Annotated in this window: 17 protein-coding genes and 1 pseudogene; 10 read left to right on the top strand and 8 right to left on the bottom strand. The window is 65.3% G+C overall.

Annotation, left to right across the window (positions count from 1 at the left end; all coding sequences use genetic code 11):
* Positions 1 to 5 precede the first annotated feature (5 nt).
* From MLD63_RS11910 to MLD63_RS11880, 7 genes and pseudogenes are all read right to left on the bottom strand, one after another.
* A complete protein-coding gene (locus MLD63_RS11910; RefSeq protein ID WP_255330131.1) occupies positions 6 to 884 on the bottom strand; it encodes an ABC transporter permease in 879 nt (292 codons plus the stop codon).
* Between the two features lies 1 nt (position 885).
* Positions 886 to 1,830 carry an ABC transporter permease gene (locus tag MLD63_RS11905; protein WP_255330130.1) on the bottom strand — a complete coding sequence of 315 codons (945 nt, stop codon included), beginning with the start codon at positions 1,828 to 1,830 and terminating at the stop codon, positions 886 to 888.
* Between the two features lie 54 nt (positions 1,831 to 1,884).
* Complete coding sequence (locus MLD63_RS11900) at positions 1,885 to 3,387, bottom strand: ABC transporter substrate-binding protein (protein ID WP_255330129.1); 1,503 nt, start codon at positions 3,385 to 3,387, stop codon at positions 1,885 to 1,887.
* Positions 3,384 to 4,484, bottom strand: a complete 1,101-nt coding sequence (locus tag MLD63_RS11895; protein ID WP_255330128.1) for an ABC transporter ATP-binding protein — start codon at positions 4,482 to 4,484, stop codon at positions 3,384 to 3,386. Before MLD63_RS11895 ends, MLD63_RS11900 begins: the two co-directional genes overlap by 4 nt.
* Positions 4,481 to 5,122 (bottom strand): ABC transporter ATP-binding protein, encoded by a 642-nt coding sequence (locus MLD63_RS11890; RefSeq protein WP_255330465.1) that lies wholly within the window; start codon positions 5,120 to 5,122, stop codon positions 4,481 to 4,483. The genes MLD63_RS11895 and MLD63_RS11890 overlap by 4 nt, the downstream gene beginning before the upstream one ends.
* Before the next feature lie 97 nt (positions 5,123 to 5,219).
* Positions 5,220 to 5,477 (bottom strand): annotated as a pseudogene (locus MLD63_RS11885) (ATP-binding cassette domain-containing protein); the annotation flags it as partial.
* Between the two features lie 172 nt (positions 5,478 to 5,649).
* Complete coding sequence (locus tag MLD63_RS11880; protein WP_255330127.1) at positions 5,650 to 7,398, bottom strand: thiamine pyrophosphate-requiring protein; 1,749 nt, start codon at positions 7,396 to 7,398, stop codon at positions 5,650 to 5,652.
* Positions 7,399 to 7,549: 151 nt separating this feature from the next.
* Here MLD63_RS11880 and MLD63_RS11875 point away from each other — a divergent pair, with 151 nt between their 5' ends.
* From MLD63_RS11875 to MLD63_RS11850, 6 genes are read left to right on the top strand one after another with little or no spacing between them, the layout of a single operon-like run.
* Positions 7,550 to 8,509 carry a TAXI family TRAP transporter solute-binding subunit gene (locus MLD63_RS11875; protein ID WP_255330126.1) on the top strand — a complete coding sequence of 320 codons (960 nt, stop codon included), beginning with the start codon at positions 7,550 to 7,552 and terminating at the stop codon, positions 8,507 to 8,509.
* 6 nt (positions 8,510 to 8,515) lie between these two features.
* A complete protein-coding gene (locus MLD63_RS11870) occupies positions 8,516 to 10,474 on the top strand; it encodes a TRAP transporter permease (protein WP_255330125.1) in 1,959 nt (652 codons plus the stop codon).
* 5 nt (positions 10,475 to 10,479) lie between these two features.
* Positions 10,480 to 11,283 (top strand): IclR family transcriptional regulator, encoded by an 804-nt coding sequence (locus MLD63_RS11865; protein WP_255330124.1) that lies wholly within the window; start codon positions 10,480 to 10,482, stop codon positions 11,281 to 11,283.
* A 10-nt stretch (positions 11,284 to 11,293) separates the two neighbouring features.
* The gene (locus tag MLD63_RS11860) at positions 11,294 to 12,310 is read left to right on the top strand and encodes an amidohydrolase family protein (protein ID WP_255330123.1); all 1,017 of its coding nucleotides are present in this window, start codon (positions 11,294 to 11,296) and stop codon (positions 12,308 to 12,310) included.
* Positions 12,307 to 13,758 carry an aldehyde dehydrogenase family protein gene (locus tag MLD63_RS11855; RefSeq protein WP_255330122.1) on the top strand — a complete coding sequence of 484 codons (1,452 nt, stop codon included), beginning with the start codon at positions 12,307 to 12,309 and terminating at the stop codon, positions 13,756 to 13,758. The genes MLD63_RS11860 and MLD63_RS11855 overlap by 4 nt, the downstream gene beginning before the upstream one ends.
* On the top strand, positions 13,755 to 15,341 hold the full coding sequence (locus tag MLD63_RS11850; RefSeq protein WP_255330121.1) for an FAD-dependent oxidoreductase: 1,587 nt from the start codon (positions 13,755 to 13,757) through the stop codon (positions 15,339 to 15,341). Before MLD63_RS11855 ends, MLD63_RS11850 begins: the two co-directional genes overlap by 4 nt.
* A gap of 25 nt (positions 15,342 to 15,366) precedes the next feature.
* Here MLD63_RS11850 and MLD63_RS11845 read toward each other — a convergent pair whose 3' ends face one another.
* Complete coding sequence (locus tag MLD63_RS11845) at positions 15,367 to 16,029, bottom strand: FadR/GntR family transcriptional regulator (protein ID WP_255330120.1); 663 nt, start codon at positions 16,027 to 16,029, stop codon at positions 15,367 to 15,369.
* A gap of 113 nt (positions 16,030 to 16,142) precedes the next feature.
* Here MLD63_RS11845 and MLD63_RS11840 point away from each other — a divergent pair, with 113 nt between their 5' ends.
* The 4 genes from MLD63_RS11840 to MLD63_RS11825 all read left to right on the top strand — a co-directional run bounded on the left by MLD63_RS11840 (position 16,143) and on the right by MLD63_RS11825 (position 20,562).
* A complete protein-coding gene (locus tag MLD63_RS11840; protein WP_255330119.1) occupies positions 16,143 to 17,144 on the top strand; it encodes a Bug family tripartite tricarboxylate transporter substrate binding protein in 1,002 nt (333 codons plus the stop codon).
* Between the two features lie 102 nt (positions 17,145 to 17,246).
* The gene (locus tag MLD63_RS11835; protein ID WP_255330118.1) at positions 17,247 to 17,744 is read left to right on the top strand and encodes a hypothetical protein; all 498 of its coding nucleotides are present in this window, start codon (positions 17,247 to 17,249) and stop codon (positions 17,742 to 17,744) included.
* Entirely contained in the window at positions 17,744 to 19,279 is a 1,536-nt protein-coding gene (locus tag MLD63_RS11830) for a tripartite tricarboxylate transporter permease (RefSeq protein ID WP_255330117.1), read from the top strand. Before MLD63_RS11835 ends, MLD63_RS11830 begins: the two co-directional genes overlap by 1 nt.
* Positions 19,276 to 20,562, top strand: a complete 1,287-nt coding sequence (locus tag MLD63_RS11825; protein ID WP_255330116.1) for a hypothetical protein — start codon at positions 19,276 to 19,278, stop codon at positions 20,560 to 20,562. Before MLD63_RS11830 ends, MLD63_RS11825 begins: the two co-directional genes overlap by 4 nt.
* The last annotated feature ends 8 nt before the right edge of the window (positions 20,563 to 20,570 follow it).

Raw genomic sequence — 20,570 nt, 5'->3', positions numbered from 1 at the left:
TGTCCTTAATCTTCGCGGGGGTCGAGCGCGTCGCGCAGGCCGTCGCCCAGCAGGTTGAAGCCCAGCACCACCAGGAAGATCGCGATGCCCGGCCACCACGCCATCCACGGCGCCTGCGTGATGAAGCCCTTGGCGGTGTTCAGCATCGCGCCCCAGCTTGGCGCGGGCGGCTGCTGGCCCAGGCCGAGGAAGGACAGCGACGCCTCGGCGATGATCGCGCTGGCGACGGTCAGTGTGGCCTGTACGAGGATGGGGGGCAGCACGTTGGGTAGGATGTAGCGCCGCAGGATGATGGGGGTCGACAGACCGATCGCGTGGGCGGACTCGACGTAATCCTCGGCCGCGATGTTGATGGCCTGTCCCCGGGTCAGTCGGATGAAGACGGGTGTCGCGGCGATCCCGATGGCGATCATGGCGTTGGTCAGAGACGGGCCGAGGAAGGCCGCCAGCGCGATGGCAAGGATCAGGAACGGGATTGCCAGCAAGGCCTCGGTGCAGCGCGAGATGACGGCATCGGTCCAGCCGCGGAAATAGCCTGCGAGGATGCCCAGCGGCACGCCGATCACGATCGCGATGGCGACCGAGACAACGCCAGCCATCAGCGACGCCCGTCCCCCCCAGATCATCCGCGACAGGATGTCCCGTCCGATCTCGTCCGTGCCCAGCCAATGCGCTGCCGACGGCGGCTGGCGGACCGCACCCCAGTCGGTTGCGGCGGGATCGGGGATCGGAAGCACTGGCGCAAGCGCGGCAAGGATGACGAAGATCGCGACCAGCGCCGCACCGAAAAGCGCGCTGTAGTGGCGAAAGAATTTGCCCCAGACCCGGCTGCGGGCCGGCTTTTCCAGGTCGAGTTCATCGGCGACGGCGGAAGGATCGGTCATCTCAGCCAGCCCTCAGCCGGGGGTTCAACAGGAAATAGGCGGTATCGGCCAGCAGGTTCATCAGGATGAAGCCGAGTGCCGTGACCAGCACCACTGCCTGCACCACCGCGTAATCCCGGTTGAAGACCGCATCCACGATCATCTTGCCGAAGCCGGGGATGGTGAAGATCTGTTCGGTCAGCACCGCGCCCGCAATCAGTTCACCGAAAAGCAGCGCCAACAGTGTCACGACCGGCGTCAGCGCGTTGCGGAAGCCGTGGCGCAGGATCACCTCCCGCTCGGACAGGCCTTTGGCGCGGGCGGTGCGGACGTAATCCTGCCGCAGCACGCCGAGCATCGCGGACCGCGTGTGCCGCATCAGCGACGCGGCGAGCGCTGTCCCGAGGACGAAGGCGGGCATCACCATGGTGCGCAGCGACTGGATCGGATCGTCGAAGAAGGGCACATAGCCCGACGCGGGCAGAAGCTGCCATTTCACCGACACGAGCAGGATCAGCATGATGCCCAGCCAGAAGTTCGGGATCGACAGGCCGGACAGGGCGACGACGTTGGCCACGTAGTCGGTCGCGGTGCCTTTCTTAACGGCCGAAATGATGCCGGCCGGGATGCCGATCACCGCAGCGAAGATCATCGACATGATGGCAAGCTGGATCGTCACCGGCAGCTTCTGGGCGATCATGTCCGACACTGGAATGCCGGTGCGGATCGATCGCCCCAGATCGCCCTGGGCCGCATCGACCAGCCACAGCCAATACTGTTTCCAGATCGGTTCGTTCAGATGATAAAGATCGCGCAGCCGCGCCAGCGTTTCCGGGTCGCGGTCGTCGCCCGCCATCGCCAGAACCGGATCGCCCGGCAGCAGCTTCTGCAGCACGAAGACGAAGATCGTGATCAGGAACACGGTCGGCAGCGACACGATCAGCCTGTGGCCGAGGAAACGCAGCATGTCAGCCTCTTGCAAAGGGGTGGGCCGCCCGGTCGGACGGCCCGCGGTTCAGCGTCACTCGGCGGCGACAGTCACGTTTTCCAGACGCAACATCCCGTCCGGATACAGGGTCAGGTTCTGCACCTTGTCGGAGATGCCGTAGAGCCAGGCCAGGTGGTAGAGATAGATCAGCGGGCGATCCTGCGCGATGATCGCGCCTGCCTGCTTGTACAATTCGGCCCGCGCGGTTGGATCGTTAGTCTGACGCGCCTCGTTCAGCAGGCTGTCTACCTCGGGATTGGCATAATGGCCGTCGTTGAAGCCGCCGCCCTCGGTCACGAACTGGTGGATATTGCCGTCCGGATCGATCCGGCCCGACCAGCCTTGCTGGCTGATCTGGAAATTACCCTCACCCGCGTCAGAGATCAGCGTCGCGAATTCCTTGGAGATCAGTTCCATGCGGATGCCGGCCTCGGCCAGCATCGACTGGATCACTTGACCCAGCTGCAGCGTGACCGGCGTGTTCGGGATCTGCATGCTGACATCGACGCCGTTTTCGTAACCCGCCTCGGCCAGCAGAGCCTTGGCGCGCTCGACATCGCGTTCCACGACGGGGAAATCGGGATTGTAGTACGGACTGTTTTCCGTGAACGGCTGGCTGGCAGGCGACTGAACGCCGTTGAAAACGACCTGGTTGATCGCGTTGCGGTCGATGGCAAGGTCGATCGCTTCGCGCACCTTCGGGTCGGTGATGGGATCGCCCTCTTCGGTGCCGTTGTTCTCGTTGAAGGTCATGCCCTGATAGCCAAGACCCGTGATCGACTGGAAGCTGATGCCGGCGGTCGATTCCACCTGGGGGATGTCGGTCGCGGCCAACTGGTTCACGATATCGATGTCACCCGATTGCAGGTTCGCAAGCCGCACCGTGCTGTCGGGGATCGAGACGAAGGTCACCCCGTCCAGCTGGATCGCGTCGGCATTCCAGTAGTCGGCGTATTTTTCCAGCGTGATGTGATCCTGCGCGACCCGTTCCACGAAGCTGAAAGGACCCGAGCAGACCGGTTCGGCGGCAAAGTCGCCCTCGAAAGCCGAGGGTGCCATCATCATGCCGGCGCGGTCGGCCAGCTGTGCGAGCAACGTCGCATCCGGAGCGGTCAGGTTAAACTTGACCTCGGTCGGGCTGACGACCTCGACGCTTTCGACCGAGGCAAGCTCGGATTTGCGGACGCTGTCTTCCAGCGTCTGCGAGCGTTCGATATTGGCCTTGACCGCCTCGGCATCGAACGGCGTGCCGTCGTGGAAGGTCACGCCCTCGCGCAGCATCATCGTCAGCGACATGCCGTCTTCGGCCACGCTCCATTCCGTCGCGAGCTGCGGGATGATGTTCAGCTCCGGGTCGATATCCACCAGCTTGTCGCACAGCGAGGTAAAGACGATCCGGCCGACGAAGGTGCGGCTGCGGTCGGGGTCGAGCGCATCGGGATCGCTTTCCAGACCGATCCGCAGGGTCTCGGCCTGCGCGGCCATCGCCGTCGTGCCCATCAGGGCAGCGAGGATCAGGGTTCTGCGAAGGGTCATGGGGTCGTCTCCTGTTGGTTTTCGGTGACTTTGTTGTCAGCGCTTTCAAGCGCCTTGCGGTAAAGTTCGAACCGGGCTTTTGCGCCGTCTGTCCGGGCCGGCGGCTCGGCCTCGGCCACGTCCGAAGCGCCGATCTCGCGCCAACGGATGCAGGCGACCTGCGCGTCTCCGGGCGCGTCTTCCAGGGGCGGACGGGCCTTGGCGCACGCGTCGATCGCGTGCGGGCAGCGGGTGCGGAAATGGCAGCCCGACGGCGGGTCGATCGGACTGGGCGTCTCGCCCTTCAGTCCCTCGCGATCCTCGCTGGCCACCGCGCCGGGGATCGCCGACAGAAGCGCCCGCGTATAGGGATGGCGGGGCGTTTCGAAGATCGTGTCGGTCGGGCCCGTCTCGACGATGCGACCCAGATACATCACCGCGACCCGATCGCTCATCTGGCGGATCACCGCCAGATCGTGGGCGATCACGATCAGAGTCAGATCCAGCGTCTCGCGCAGGTCCGACAGCAGGTTCACCACCTGCGCCTGCACGCTGACATCCAGCGCGCTGACAGGTTCGTCCCCGATCAGCACCTTCGGTCCCGAGGCGAGCGCGCGGGCGATTCCGACCCGCTGGCGCTGGCCGCCCGAAAACTCATGCGGATAGCGGTCCATCTGTTCGGGCCGCAGCCCGACCTGGCGCAACAGCCTTGCGACCTCGGCCCGCCGCTGCTTGGCCGACATGTCGGGCCGGTGGGCTTCCAGCGGTTCGCCGACAAGGCGTGCGACCGAGAGGCGCGGGTTCAGGGACGAGAACGGGTCCTGAAAGATGAACTGGACATCGCGCCGCAAGGCACGCAGGTCACGGCCGCTGACATCCGACATGTCGCGACCATCGATGCGGATCGTGCCTTCGGTCGGTTCGATCAGCCGCATCAGCAGCCGCGCAAGCGTCGACTTGCCGCAGCCGGATTCGCCCACAATCGCGAATGTCTCGCCCTTTCTGACCACAAGATCCACGCCATCGACGGCGTGAAGAAGCTTCGGCTCTTTCATGAAGCCGCCACCGACCTCGAACCGCTTGGCCAGATCATGGGCCTCGACGACATTCTCGTTCATGCCGCACCCTCCAGCTTCTGTTCCAGCGGCGCGAAATGGCAGGCCGCGCGATGATCGGGCAGGATCTCGGCCAACGGCGGCTCCGTCTCGCAGCGCGGTCGCGCAAACGGACAGCGGGTGCGGAAGCGGCAGCCTTCGGGCATCGTCTCGATCGAAGGCACGATGCCGGGGACCGTCGACAGACGCGTGCGCGGCCCACGCAGGCCAGGGACCGATGCCATAAGGCCGATCGTATATGGATGCTGCGGATCGGTGAAGATCGCCTCGGCCGGCCCGGTTTCAACAACGCGGCCCGCATACATGACAGCCACCTTCGTCGCGACGTCGCGCACCACGCCCAGATCGTGTGTGATCAGCACCGTGCCCATGTCGCGTTCCGATTGCAGTTCGGCGATCAGCTCAAGGATCTGCGCCTGGATCGTGACGTCCAGTGCGGTCGTCGGCTCGTCCGCAATCAGCAGGTCCGGGTCGTTGATCAGCGCCATCGCGATCATCGCGCGCTGGCGCATGCCGCCCGACATCTGGTGCGGATAGTCGCGCATCCGGCGTTCGGGCGCGGGGATGCCCACGCGGCGCAGCATCGAAAGCGCCTGGTCCCTGCCGTCGCCCTTGTTGTGACGCTTCCAGCCTTCGGCGATCTGGTCGCCGATCCGGTGGGCTGGGTTCAGGCTGCATCGGTTCCTGAAAGATCATCCCGATCCGGCGTCCGCGCAGGCGGGCCAACGCGTGCTGGTCGTCAAGCGCGATGCGTTCGCCGTCGAAATCCAGCGTGCCCGACACGGTGCGGCGCAGGCCGGGCGGCAGCAGGCCCATCACCGCCAATGAGGTCAGGCTTTTACCGCAACCGGATTCGCCCACGACGCACAGCGTCTCGCCGCGCCGCACCGTCAGATTCACCGAGTCCAGAAGAGGGGCGGAATGGGGCGGGACCCTGACCGTCAGATCGCGCAGTGCCAGAAGCGCGTCGCCGTGCGATGCCGGGTCGGTTGTCATCGGTTACCGAAATGCATGGCGGTCAACCTATAGGATTGGTCTGGTGTGACAAGGGATGCCGCCCTTTGCATGGAAAACGCAAGGGCGACAGACAACATGGAGAGCGTCGCTCAACAATGGATGAACGTCCGGGCCTGGTCATCCGGTGTGCGGTACGCAATTTCGGAGAAGCCTAAGCCTTGTCCGAAATCTCGACCCGGACATCCAGCACCGCCTGGCGGCGTTCGTCGCGGATCACCCCGATCGCCCGGTCAAGTGCGCCCGGCAGATCCGTTGGCCGCATGACACGCTCGACATGCGCGCGGCTGCCCGATGCTGCGGCCAGAAGGTCGGGCAGGGGCTCCAGCGAGACCAGCGGCATCTTGTTGCGGCTGACCGCCGCGCCATCGGGATAGGCGTTGACGACCGACCGTCGGACCGCGTTCCACATCGCGTTGTTCTTCACGATGGTCAGCACCGGCAGCTCCATCGCCTCGGCGATCTGGTGACAGGCGACGGGGTTCGCGAAGATGTAGGACCCGTCGCCGACGCAGGCGACGACCAGCCGTTCGCGGTCTGAAAGCTGCGCACCAAGCGCCGCGGGTAGCGCCCAGCCCAGGCCGCCGGAATGCGGGTTGTTGAAAAGCCGGTTCGGGCCGGAGAGGTTCATCGCGCCAGGCAGAACGCCGAGTTCGCTGAAGACCAATGCCTCGGGGCCGATCGCTTCCGTCAGGCACAGGCTCAGCCACTCGGCGCTCATCGGGGCATCGGGATTGTCGGTCGCTGTGGCGCGAGCCTTGTCGTGGATCGCCTCGCGACGCGCGCGGGATTTGGCGGCCAGGCTGTCAGTGCGGACCGCCGCCTGGGGCGCGGGGTCCCCCATCGCGGACAGAAGGGCGCGCAAGACCGCAGCCGGATCGCCGGTCAGCGACAGGTCCGAGCGGTAGCCGCGCACAGGCATCCGCCCAATCAGCGGGTCGCAGCCGATATGAACGATTCGTGCGTCCGCCGATGGCGCCTGCGTCGCGGCGATCCACGGCACGCCGCTGTCGATGACGACGACCAGATCGGCCCCAGTGGTCGCCGCCTTCGCATCGTAACCGATCAGGCAGGGATGGTCCGAGGGCAGCACATTGCGGATGGAAAAGGGTTCCGCGACCGCGATCCCGTGCGTCCGGGCAAGCTGGTCCAGCGCCGCAGCGACATTGCCCGCCGGATCACCGCGCTGGATCAGAATGACCGGCGCCTCGGCTTCGGCCAGCCAGCCCGCCAGCGTCGCGATCGCGTCGGGGTCTGGCCAGGGCAGGGTCGCGGCGGCCTGCGCGCGCGGCACCGGCGCTGGCGGTTCGACCGCTTCGGTCAGGGGCTCGCGCGGCAGGCTCAGATAGACCGGCCCGGCGGGTGCCGAACGGGCGATGGCAGCGGCGCGCGACACCAAGCCGGCGCCTTGCTCGGGATAGCGCATCTCGTAGTGCCACTTGACCGAATCCGCGACCAGCGAGGATTGGTCGAACATCTCCTGCCCGTACTGGATCGGCGTCATCCGGCTGCCGCTATGGCCGGTTTCGGTAATCGGCGTGCGACCGGACATGACCAACATCGGAATGTCGTCGGACCGCGCGTTGATCACGCCCATCGCGGTGTTGGCGAGGCCCACATTGACGTGAACCATCACAGCCTGCATCCGCCCTGTCGCCAGCCAATAGCCGTGTGCCATGCCGATCGCCGCGGTCTCGTGCGGGATGGTCACGGGCACGGGAACCTCCTGCGCGGGAAGGGAGGCATAGGCCTCGATGATCGGGGGGAAGTCGGTTCCGGAATTCGCAAACAGCCAGTCGATACCCGCTGCCCTCAATCCGACCAGCAAGGATTCCGCCCCGGTCGCAACTGTCGTCTCGGCGACGCTCGACACTTTCCCGTCCCCATCCCGTCCGTCTGCCATCGCCCTCGTCCTCCCAGCGAACCGTTCCGAAACCGCGTCCGCGAACCCGGTTGCAATCTTGCGGGTTCTGGTTAGCATCAGGTCACGAATCTTGCTAGTCGAGATTTTTGACGCGCAGCCAGAGACGGCCCGCGCACCCATGGGAGGGGAAATGAAACATTGCATCATCGCTGCGGCGCTGGGTTCCGTCGCGTTCGCGTCGGCCGCGTCCGCTCAGAACGTCGGGATTGCCACGTCCAATCCGGGCTCGATCTTCCACAATATCGGCACCGCGGTCGCCAGTGCCGCGAACAGGGCCGGGATCAACGCCACGATCCAGCCGGCGACCAGTCCGAACCAGTACATCCCGTTCGTCAATTCCGGCGGGGTCCAGTTCGGCGTCGCCAACCTGCAAGAGGTGAACTACGCCTTCGAAGGCAAGGAATGGTTCGAGGGCCAGCCGAACCCCGACCTGCGCATCGTTGCGACGATCATGCCGCTGGTCGAGGCGATCTTCGTGCGTGCCGACAGCGACATCATGACCGTGGCCGATCTGAAGGGTCGTCCGATGGTCGATGGCTACACCGCGCAGAACACGATCCTGCCGCAGCTTGACGCGATCTACGCGACCGCCGGCCTGTCCCGCGCGGATATGGAACCGGTCAACGTGCCTTCGGTCGTCGGCGGGGCCGACGCATTTATCCAGGGTCAGGCGGACGGATTCATCTTCGGCCATGGCGCGGGCAAGGTGCGCGAGGCGGATGCCGCCGTCGGCGGCCTGCGCGCTCTGTCGGTCGAACCGACGGAAGAAAACCTCGCCAAGGCCCGCGAACATTGGCCGGCCGCGTTCTTCTACGAACTGAAGGCCGGCTCGATGCCGGGGGTCGAGGAAGACGCTTGGTATTTCGCCTATCCGCAGGTGGTCTTCGCGAACGCAAACGTCTCGGACGAGGAAGCCTACGCTATGGCCAAGGCGATCTACGAGCAGACCGAGACGCTGAAATCCACGTTCCCGGGCTTCAACAGCTTCGATCCGGCGCATATCGCTGATGACACCGGCGTGACGCCCTATCATCCCGGCGCGCTGAAGTTCTTCGAAGAACAGGGCCTTCCGGCCGAAGCGAACGGGTAACCAATCATGGCGGCGGGTGGTGACAGGGCGGCCCCGGACCGGGGTGCGCCGCGACTGGGTGGCGGCGTGCCGAAGCGTGTCTGGGGTCCGGTCGCGGATTTTCTGGCGATCCTGATCACGGGTCTCGCGATCCTGTGGGCGCTGGATGTGCCGCGGATGGTGGGGTGGTCCTTCTATCCCCAGCAATATCTGGCGGCCATCCTGCTTCTGGCCCTGCCGCTGGGTCTGATCCGTTTGCCAGCCCGCCGCGCCGAGCCGCGCGAGGTCCTGCCCTGGTACGACCTGATTGCGGCTCTGCTGGCCTTCGTCGCGATGGCCTGGCTGACGCTGGGCTATCCGACCTTGGTCAACCAGGTCTTCATGCGTCCGCCCGAGGTCTGGGTACCCGCGCTGGTCGTCCTTGTCCTGCTGCTTGAGGCACTGCGCCGTGCGACCGGTTGGGCGCTGGTCATCATCATTGTCGTCTTCGTCCTCTATGCCCTGTTCGGCGACATGATCCCCGGCAGGCTGGCGGGGCGGCCGCAGAACTGGCAGCTGCTCGCAGGCTACATGGCGGTGGATTCCAACGGCATCCTCGGGCTGCCGATGGGGGTCGCCGCGGCGGTCATCATCGCCTTCATCCTGTTCGGCAATCTGCTGACCGAAACCCGCGGCTCGGATTTCTTCACCGATGCCGCGCTTCTGGGCATGGGCCGTTTCCGCGGCGGATCGATGAAGATCGCGGTACTCGCCTCGGCGCTGTTCGGGTCGATCTCGGGTTCGGCGGTGGCCAACGTCGCGGGCACCGGGGTTGTCACCATTCCCTTGATCAAGCGCGACGGCTATCCCGCCCACAAGGCCGGCGCGATCGAGGCCGTGGCTTCGACCGGCGGCCAGCTGATGCCACCAGTAATGGGCGCGGCCGCGTTCCTGATGGCAGAATTCCTGTCGATCTCATACTCCGCTGTGGCGCTCGCCGCACTGCTTCCGGCGATGCTGTATTACGCCGCACTCTTCATCCAGGCCGATCTCGAGGCCGCCCGGCTGGGCATCCGCGCCGTTCCCGCCGATCGCATCCCGCCCAAGCGTCTGGTCCTGACCGGCATCCACTTCATTCTCGCCTTCGCCCTGTTGATCTGGGCGCTGTTCGGCCTGCTGTGGCAGCCGGAGCGTGCAGCCCTGCTTGCCGCCGCATCGGTCGCCGTGACCGCGCTGATCTTCGGCTATCGGGGGCAGCGGCCCGGACTGCGGCAGCTGTTCGGCGCCTTCGCCGGCACCGGGCACGCGGTGGTCGAAATCATCCTGATCTCTGCCGGGGCGGGCATCGTCATCGGTGTGCTGAACCTGACCGGTCTGTCCTTCAACCTGACCTATGCGCTGGTCCAGATCGGTGGTGGCAGCCTGCTTCTGCTGTTGGTCCTCTCGGCGGCAGTCTGCATCGTCCTGGGGATGGGGCTGCCCACGCTGGGCGTCTATGTCCTTCTGGCCGCTCTGGTCGCCCCGGCCTTGGTCGAGATGGGGGTCGAGCCGATCGCCGCGCATCTCTACGTCCTTTATTTCGGAATGATGTCGATGATTACGCCGCCGATCGCGCTGGCGGCGTTCGCCGCCGCCTCGATCGCGCGGGCGCCGGCAATGGCGACCGGCTGGGCCGCGATGCGGTTCGGCTGGACCGCCTTCGTGATCCCGTTTCTATTCGTCTTCTCGCCCACGCTGCTGTTGATCGGTGAACCGGCCGCGGTGGCGCTGGCGGTGGTGACGGCGGTGATCGGCGTCTACCTCGTCTCGGCAGGGCTGGCGGGCTATGCGCTCGACCGGCTGAGCATGGGGCAGCGGGCGCTCTACATCGTGGCGGGGCTGCTGGCACTGGTCCCGGCGCAGGCCTTCCCCGGCGCGGGCGCGACCGATCTGGTCGGGGTCGCCCTTGGGGCGGGGCTGCTGATCGTCGATATCCTGCGCACGCGCCGCGCCGCGACATCGGGTTGATCCGTATGAGCGAGGACCGCAGCACCCTGGCGCGCACGCTGGCCATTCTCGAACTGTTTGACGAGACGCGGCTGGAATGGACGCCCGAGCAGATGATCGAGACGCTCGGCTACAGCCGGCCGACGCTGTACCGCTATCTCAAGACGCTGCGCGAGGCCGGGCTTCTGACCTCGCTGCCAGGGGCCGGGTTCACGTTGGGACCCAAAGTGGTCGAGATGGACTTCCTTCTGCGCAAGTCGGACCCGATCACGCTGGGCGCGCAGCCGCATCTGGATCATCTGGCCGAGACCTATCCCTGCACTGCGCTTCTGACGCGCTGGTACGGCGGCCGAATCCTGTGCGTGGCGTCGGAATGTCGGACGACCTCGGCCTCCAGCTACCCGCGTGGGCGTCCGATGCCGTTGGCGCGGGGCGCGATTTCGCGTGCGATCATGGCCTGGCTGCCGCGGCGGCAAGCATTGCCGCTGATCGAAGCGAACATGAGCGACCTCACAGAAATCGGTCTGGGCACGACCCGCGAAGACATCCAGAAAAGCCTGCGTGAAATTCGCCGCTCGGGTGTCGCGGTGGCCCGCGGCGAAGTGACGCGCGGCGTCGTCGGTATCGCCGCACCGATCTTCGATTCCGCGCAGGCGCCCATCGCGGTGATCTGCGCCACGACGCCCAGCGAATTGCTGAACGACACGGCCGAGGCCGCGCTTTGCGATGACATCCGCGACGCCGCGACGCGCATCACGTCAGCGTTGCAGGACCGTCGCGCCGGCACAGATGCCGCACCATCATCCGCCGAAACGGCCGAAACCCATTGAGGAGAGCACCATGAAAAAGATCGACATGTTCAACCACATCTGGCCGCAGCCTTTCTATCAGGCGCTGATCGGCCATATCGGCACGATGACCGATATCACCAAACGGTCCGGCGACGTGCCGATGATGACCGATCTGGACCGGCGCTTTCAGGTGATGGACATGTTCGGCGAAGGCTATCAGCAGGTCCTGTCGCTGGCCTCGCCGCCGCTGGAATTGCTGGCCGGCCCCGACAAGGCGGTCGAACTGGCGCGGATCGGCACGGATTCGATGGCCGAACTCTGCCAGAAGTATCCTGACCGCTTCCCCGCCTTTATCGGCACCGCGCCGATGGGCGATCCCGAGGCCGCCGTTGCCGAAAGCCGCCACGCGATCGAGGCCGGCGCTTCGGGGATGCAGATCTTCACCAATGTGGGCGGCAAGCCGCTGGACAGGCCTGAATTCGACCCGTTCTTCGCCTACATGGCCGAGGTGGGAAAACCCGTCTGGATGCACCCCGCGCGCGGCGCGAACTTCACCGATTATCTCGCCGAGGAGAAGTCGGAATACGAGATCTGGTGGACCTTCGGCTGGCCCTACGAGACCTCGGCCGCGATGGCGCGGATGGTCTTCTCGGGCCTTTTCGACAAGCATCCCGGCCTGAAGGTCATCACCCACCACGCAGGCGGTATGATCCCCTTCTTCGAAGGCCGTGTCGGCCCCGGCTGGGACCAGATGGGCAAACGGACGTCGGACCGCGACCTGAAGGCAGAGGTGCTCGACAAACTGCAGCGCCCGCATCTGGAGTATTTCAAGGAGTTCTACGCCGACACCGCCAGCTTCGGCTCGCAGAAGGCCATCGAGCATGCGATCGAATTCTTCGGCGAGGATCGAGTGATCTTCGCATCGGATGCGCCGTTCGATCCCGAAGGCGGTCCAAAATACATCCGCGACACGATCGAGATCATCGAGCGGATGGATATCTCGGACGACCTGCGCGCGAAGATCTTCCACCGCAATGCCGAAACGCTGCTGGGGCTGGCGGCATGATCGTGGACAAGATCGCGGGTCACTGGATCGGCGGCGAATGGCTGGACGACGGCCCGGCCGCCGACAGCACGAACCCGGCAGACGGCACGATACTGGGGCGCTATCGCCCCGGCTCGCGCGCCCTGGCGGAGCAGGCCTGCCGGGTCGCCGCCGAGACGTTTCGCGACGGGCTTTGGGCATCGTCCCCCCGGCTGCGTGCGCAGGTGCTGTTCGAATTCGCTGACCGGCTGGAAGCGCAGGCCGAAACGCTGGCCGATCTTGTCGTCGCAGAAAACGGCAAGCTGCGCGCCGAGGCGATGGGAGAGATCCGCGGCGCGATTTCCGAGGCGCGTTACTATGGCGGACTTGCCCGCACGATCCTGGGTCGGACGATGGAACCCGCGCCGGGCCAGTTCTCGATCATGACGCGCGAGCCGGCCGGGGTCGCGACGATCATCGTGCCGTGGAACGCGCCCGTCACGCTGCTGGTGCGCAGCCTGGCGCCGGCGATGGCTGCGGGCTGCACCTGCGTCATCAAGCCCGCTCACCAGACACCGCTTATCCATGCGGCGGTGATGCGCGCCTTGGCCGATTGCCCCTCGCTGCCCGTGGGCGTCATCGGTTCGGTCAACGAAAACGGGATCGAGGTCGGCGAGGCTTTGGTGACCGCACGGGAGGTCGATGTGATCTCCTTCACCGGCTCCAGCGCGACCGGGAAGCGCATCATGGAGGCTGCGGCACCGACTCTGAAGCGGCTGAGCCTGGAGCTTGGTGGGAAGGCCCCCGCGGTGATCTTCGAAGATGCCGATATGGACCGCGTGATCGCGGAACTGACCCGAGGCGCGTTGACGATGGCAGGGCAGATCTGCGTCGCCGCCGCGCGGTTCCTGGTCCATGAGCCAATCCGCGCCGAATTCGAGACGCGCATCACCGACGCCTTCCGTGCCGTCCGCACCGGACCTGGAAGCGATGCCGGCAGCCAAATGGGGTCGCTGATCGACAAGGCGAACGAAGCGCGACTGATGGACATCATCCAGCAGGCGGACGAAGAAGGCGAATTGCTGCTGCGCGGCGCCAATCCCGGCGGCACGGACGCGGCAGGCGCGTTCCTGACGCCCAGCCTGTTCCGCATCGACAACACCTCTTCACCCCTGGTGCAGGAAGAATTGTTCGGACCGATCGTTTCGATCGAGGGATTCGAGACCGAGGCAGAGGCCGTCGCAAAGGCCAACGCCACCGAATACGGCCTCGCCTCGAGCCTGTTCACCCGCGATCTGTCCCGCGCCGTCCGAGTCGGCCGCGCAATTCGCGCGGGCACCGTCTGGCTGAACTGTCATGGACGGTTGTTCGCCGAGGGCGAGACCGGCGGATATCGGCAATCGGGTCTGGGCCGGTTGCACGGCGTCGAAGGGTTGAACGACTTCCTCGAGACCAAGCACCTGTTCCTGGAACAGGGGGTGATCGCATGAGCGGGGCCGATCCGGACCGCGATGTCCTGATCGTCGGCGGCGGGCCGGTCGGTCTTGGCCTGGCGATCGAACTGGGTCAGCGCGGTCACACCGTCACGGTGATCGAACGGCGCGAGACCCCGTCGCGCATCCCGCGTGGCCAGAACCTGACGCCGCGCACGATGGAGCATATGCGGGCCTGGGGCTGCGAGGACGCCCTGCGCGCCGCCCGTACGATCCCACGAGAGATGGGGGGCGGCCTGACCGCCTACGGTACGCTGTTTTCCGGCATCGCCTATGATTGGCTGCCGCGCGAAAAGCTGCGCCCGTTCTATGCGACCGGCAACGAACGCCTGCCGCAATATGCGACCGAAGCCGTGCTGCGTGAACGTGCCGCCGTGTTGCCGCAGGTGGAATTGCTAACCGGCTGGACCGGTGAGGATATCTCACAGGACGACGACGGCGTGCGGGTCACGGCCCGCGCGAAGGATGGTGAGACCCGCGAGTTAACCGGACGGTATCTGGTTGGTTGCGACGGTGCGCGCAGCCGCGTGCGCGAAGCCGCCGGGATCACCGAGACGCGGTCGGACCACGACCGCCTGATGGTCCTGCTGGTGTTCCGTGCGCCCGAACTGTCGCAGCGGATGGCCCGCGACTATCCGGGCAAATCCTTCGTCAACGTCCTTCACCCCGATCTCAAAGGCTATTGGCAGTTCTTCGGTCGGGTGGCGCAGGATGACACGTTCTTCTTCCATGCTCCGGTTCCTGCCGGAACAACCGCCGAGAACTATGATTTCGAGGCGCTGCTGCATCGCGCGGCTGGCGAGGCGTTTCCGATCGAATTCCAGCATGTCGGCCTGTGGGACCTGCGCGTCGCCATCGCCGACCGCTATCGCGCAGGGCGGATCTTCATCGCGGGCGACGCCGCGCACAGCCATCCACCTTATGGTGGCTATGGCATCAACACAGGCTTCGAGGATGCGCGCAATCTGGGCTGGAAGCTTGCGGCCGCGCTGGAAGGCTGGGCCGGCGAGGGTCTGCTGGACAGCTACGAGGCCGAGCGTCGTCCCGTTTTCATCTCCACCGCGCGCGATTTCATCGAGGCCTCGATCGAAGCCGATGCCGCCTTCCTGGCGGACCATGATCCGCAGGACGATCCTGCCGGCTTCCGTGCCAGTTGGGCAGAGCGCGCGACCGGCGCCACGGATGAGGTCGACCGGTTCGAGCCCAATTACGAAGGCTCACCTCTGATCGGTGGCGACGGCGCACCGTCAGCCGTCGGCAGCCATCGGAAGAAGGCGCGGGCGGGTCACCATCTGACGCCCATCGCTTCGAATGGCTCCGACAGCTTTGCGCGGCTTGGCGACGGCTATACGCTGTTCGCGCCGCGTGATGCCGCTGACAGCTTTGAAGATGCGGCTTCGTCTCTCGGCGTGCCGCTGCATGTGACGGAGGCGGACGCTGCGCTGGTGAGCGAATACGGTGCCGATCTCGTTCTTGTCCGTCCCGACGGATTCGTCGGTTGGGTGGGCGCGGTCGCAGATGGGACGGACGCGCATCGAATCCTGTCGGGCGCGCGGGGATCCGCGCCTGTCACCAGTTAGGGCGGACGGCGCATGGGCGCGGCGATCAACCCATGCGGATCAGTCGGCGATGGATCGAGGCCACGTGCCTTTCCATCGCCTGTCCGGCCGCTGCGGCATCGCGCTCGGACAGTGCGTTCAGAATGGCGCGATGTTCCCGCCGGTAAAGGGCGCGGGTGTCGGCCGAGAAGGAGGCTCTTTTCAGCCGATCCCATTCGGGCGTGCAGCGTAGGTTGCGCAGCATCGCGTCGACACCCTGAAGAATCGAGCTTTGCGTGGCCCGCGCGACGGCTTCGTGGAACAGGATGTCGAGGTGCTCGAACTCGCCGTAATCCTCTGCCGCCTCGAAGCGGACCAGAAGGTCCTCCATCGCGTCGAGTTCGGCCGATCGCGCGCGGACAGCGGCTTCGCGCGCGATCACCGGCTCAAGAAGCAGACGCGCGTCCATTAGCTCGATCGGCGATGACGTGGCTGAAAGATCCGGCGTGCGATCAGGCTTGTCCGCAACGAAGGTGCCGCGACCCACATGACGCGTGATCCGACCTTCGAATTCCAGTCGTGTCAGCAGCTTGCGCAGGGTCGCACGGTTGACCTGCAGCCTTGCGGACAACTCCCGTTCGGGGGGAAGACGGGCGCCCGGCCCGAATTCGCCAGAGCCGATCAGTCCTTCCAGAACCTGCGTCGCACGCGCCCGATTTTCCGTCGCCATTGGGTGCCCAATCGAGAATAAAGGTTGACACTTCTCGGACCATATTGAACCATTGGTTATCGATTGGTCAACCAGACCGACGTGTCATGACCGACCTGGGAGGAGATTCGGAAATGAGCAAGACATTCGACACGGCTGCCTTCGCGGCCGCCGCCACGTTTGCTGCCGCAATGGGGGTGATCGCTCCTGCACACGCGCAGGATGCAGACTATCCTGACACGAACGTATCCATCACGATCCCGACCGGTGAGGGTGGCGGCGCAGACCGCGACGCCCGCGCGATCACGCAGGTCTGGTCCAAATATCTCGACCGCAATTTCGAGTTCAGCTATTACCCCGGCGCTGCCGGACAGGTTGGCTACGAGTTCTTCATGAAGAGCGAGGCTGACGGGACCAATCTGATGTTCAGCAATATTGGTCCGGAAGTGATCATGCTGGAATTGCAAGATGTGCCGATCGAGATCGGCGAGGATCTGGTCTATATCCAGAAGACCAGCACCGAGCCGATGGCGATTTGGGTCGGCGCGAATTCCGAGTTCGAGACGCTGGAACAGCTGATCGAAGAGGCGAAGACCCGGCCGGTCACGATTTCGGTCAGCCGCCTGCCGCACCCGGCCTCGATCGGCATGCTGGCGCTCGGCGAAGCGACCGGCGCCCAGTTCAACCTGATCCCGTATGGCGGCGGCAACCCCACCGCGATGGCGGCCATCACCGGCGAGGTTGACGCCTCGGCTCTTCCGCTTGCGAACCCGATCACCTTCGGTCCTGAAGCTCGCGTGCTGGGCATCTTCGCTGACGAAAACCCGGTTCCCGAGCAGACGGGCAACGCGCCCACGGTGAACGAGGCTGCGGGCACCGATCTTCCGCCATTGACCAGTTCGCGCGCGTTCGCGGTGCAGGCTTCGGTGCTGGAAGAGTATCCCGAGCGTGTCGAGGTTCTGAAGCAGACGATCCGCGAAACGCTGGCCGATCCCGACTATATCGCCGCGGTCGAGGCTGCGGGCGTGCCGGCGGCCTTCATCGATCCGGGCGACCAGGAAGCCGCGATGTCCGAAGCCGCAGAGACGGCTGAACTCGCCACGAAATACCGCGAGTTGCTGACTGGCGACGAGTGACCGGCAGGCCGCGCAAGCGGCCTTAGCCACGAACACGGCCCCGCGCTGATGCCGTCCTGACGGTGCGCGCGGGGCCAGTACCCCCATTCATGAGGCCATCCGATGAACGACCGTTCTGGCGCCAGAAAGCCGGTGGGCGCCGACCTGATCCTGCCAGTCTGCGCCGCGCTGTATGCTGTCTACTACGTCTGGTCCGTGTGGGATTTCCCGGCCGAGGCGCAGCTGAGCGGCATCATCCTGGCCGGGCTTCTGCTGAGCCTGGTCGCGATCTACATGATCCGCATCATCCGTGGCCTGTCGCTGGGGCGTTACTCTCTGGGGATGGGAAACTTCTTCGGCCCGCAGGAATCGCGCAAGTCGCGGGGGATCTTCTTCCTTCTGATCCTTGCCGCCCTAGTGGGGCTGCCTTGGCTCGGCTTCACACTGTCGACCTTCGTCTTTCTGGCGGCGTCGTTCTTCGTACTGGGGGTTCGCCCGATCGGACGCGGGATCATGATCGCCGCGATCGGCGCGCTGACCGGCTGGTTCTTCTTCATCTTTCTGCTCGGGACCCATTTTCCTGAAGGCCCGTTCGAGCGGCTGATCGGAACGGTGCTCTGATGGAATATGATCTCGCATCCCTCTCGGGGCTGTTCGGCCATGCGTTCAGCATGTGGTGGATCATGTTGCCCGCGATTGTCGTCGGGCTGATCGCCGGGGCCGTTCCGGGCTTTGCCGCGCACAACACGATCATCATCCTGTTGCCGCTGACGCTGGCGCTGAACGTCGAATATGCGCTGGCTTTCATGGTCGCGCTTTACTGCGCCTCTCACCTGGGGGGCGGCATACCGGCGATCCTCGTCAACATCCCCGGAACGGGCGGAGCCGCGGCCACGACGCTCGACGGCTATCCGATGACCCGCAAGGGAGAGGCCGTCAAGGCGCTGTCGCTCTGCTTCGTCGCCTCGGTCCTCGGCGGGTTCGTCAGCTCGGTCGTGACGCTTTTCGCGCTGCCGGCGCTGTCACGCGTGGGCTACTACATCCACAGCGTCGAAATGGTCGTGGTGATGCTGTTCGGCCTGGCGCTGATCGCTTCGATCGCGGCCAAGGACATGCTGAAAGGCTTGATCGCGGGCGCGTTCGGTCTGATGCTGGGCGCGATGGGCGCCGACCATATCTATGCCACGCCGCGCGGCACGTTCGGCTTCCTGGAGCTCTTTGACGGGGTGCCGCTGGTTCCCGCGCTGATCGGCCTTTTCGCGATCTCGGAAGCGCTCGTCATGCTGGAAAGCGACGCGCTGGTCGAAGAGGGCGATCAGCCCAAGACCGCAGCGACTTGGCGCGAAAGCGCGCGCGAGATCTTCTCGGCATTCTCGCATTGGTGGCAGATCATCTGGACCTCGCTTCTGGGGCTGGTGATCGGCGTACTGCCGGGGGCCGGTGCGAGCATCGCGTCCTTCGTGGCCTATCAGCAAAGCCAGTTCTTCTCCAAGACGCCCGAGAAATTCGGCACGGGCCATCCGCAGGGCGTCATCGCACCGGAATCCGCCAATAACGGTGTCACCACGGGAACGCTGGTACCGCTTCTCGCCATCGGCGTGCCGGGCGGCAGCACGGCGGCCGTCATGATGATCGTGCTGCAGTTCCACGGTGTGCCCTTCGGCCCGCGACTGTTCGTCGAAGAGCCGCAGCTTGCCTACGGTGTGATTGCTGTCATGGCGGTCTCGTACGTGATGATGATCCCGTTCATGTTTCCGATGGTGCGGTACATGTCGCGGATCACCGTGATCTCGACCGTCTATCTCGCGCCGTTCATCGTCGCCTTCACTCTGGTCGGCGCCTTCGTTCCGCGCGGGTTCCTGTTCGACATGGGCATCGCGGTCGCCTTCGGCATCATCGGCTATGTCGCGCGAAAGACCGGCTATCACGTCGCGGCGATCCTGATCGGGGTGATCCTGGGTCCGCTGATCGAGCGGTCGTTCCTGCTGGCGATGCGGATTTCCGGGAATGATCCGATGGTCATGTTCTCCTCGACCATTGGCAACATCCTGTGGGTCATGCTGATCCTGACGCTGGCACTGCCCCCGATCATGTCGCGCCGCCGCGCCAAGCTCGAGCGATTGAAGGACAAGTCGCTGACGGGGCCTGACGCATGAGCGGGACCAACACCAGCGCGGGACAGCCCTGCGCCCATCGGGTGCGCCAGCTTTCCTCCTTGGACATCCCGGGTGGTGGTCAGGTTGTGGTCCAAGGCGATCATGTCTTTGTCGGTCACATGCGCCCGCCTTACGGCACCACGATCATCGACGTGTCCGACCGGTCGTCCCCCAAGGTCGTCGCGCAGATCAAGCTCGACGACAACGCCTCGCACAGCCACAAGGTGCGGGTCGCGGGCGATCTGATGATCACGAACGTCGAACAGGACGATCGCCACGCCAAAAGGCGCGCGAACGCGATCCCCGAGGCCGAGGCTGCGTTGAAGGCCGACCTCGGCCGCAGCCCGACCGATGACGAGATTGCCGAACGGATCGGCGCTGATCCATCCGACATGGCGCGTCTGCGCGGTCTGACAGGATTGGAATACGGCGATGGCGGCTTTCGGGTCTGGGACATCGCCGATTGCGCCAATCCGAAACTTCTGACACATCACCGAACCGGCGGCGTCGGCGTGCACCGCTTCGACATGGACGCGACCCACGCCTACATCTCGACCGAGATGGAGGGCTACAAGGGCAACATCCTTGTCGTCTATGATCTGGCCGATCCCGCCAACCCGGCCGAGGTTGGCCGCTGGTGGATGCCCGGCCAGCATGTCGCGGGCGGCGAGACGCCGCACTGGTCGGGTCTTCGCCACCGTCTGCACCATGCGATGAAATGCGGCGACGAATTGTGGGCGTCGGTCTGGCATGCGGGCTTTCGCGTCATTGACGCGCGGAACCTGTCGGACCTGCAGACCATCGGCGAATACGACTACCACCCCGCGATCCCCGAGCCCACGCATACGGCCATGCCGTTCGAGAATCCGATCGGGGGCCGCCGCATCGCCGCCGTGATCGATGAGGAACACGATCACGAACACGGCCGCCTGCACGGCTTCCTGTGGCTTTTCGATGCAAGCGATCTGGGCAACATGAAGCCGCTGTCGATCTTCACGCTGGATCAGAACGCCTCGCCGTACAGCCGCGCGCCGGGCCGCTTCGGCGCACACCAGTTCCACGAACGGCTGGATAGCACGCTGATCTACGCAGCGTGGTTTTCCGGCGGTCTGCGGATCATCGATGCAGCTGATCCCGAGGCGCCGGTCGAGGTGGGATATTTCGTTCCCGAACCGCTGGGCGATCAGCCCGCGCCGCAATCGAACGATGTCGCGGTCGGCGAGGACGGCACGATCTACCTGCTCGATCGCAACCGCGGCCTGCTCATCCTCAAATTCGAATGACGGACGGG

Origin of the sequence: Paracoccus albicereus (assembly GCF_024359525.1) — a bacterium.
GTDB lineage: Bacteria > Pseudomonadota > Alphaproteobacteria > Rhodobacterales > Rhodobacteraceae > Paracoccus > Paracoccus albicereus.
Note: the sequence above shows the minus strand (reverse complement) of the source record. Positions and strands in the feature narration are given on the sequence as shown.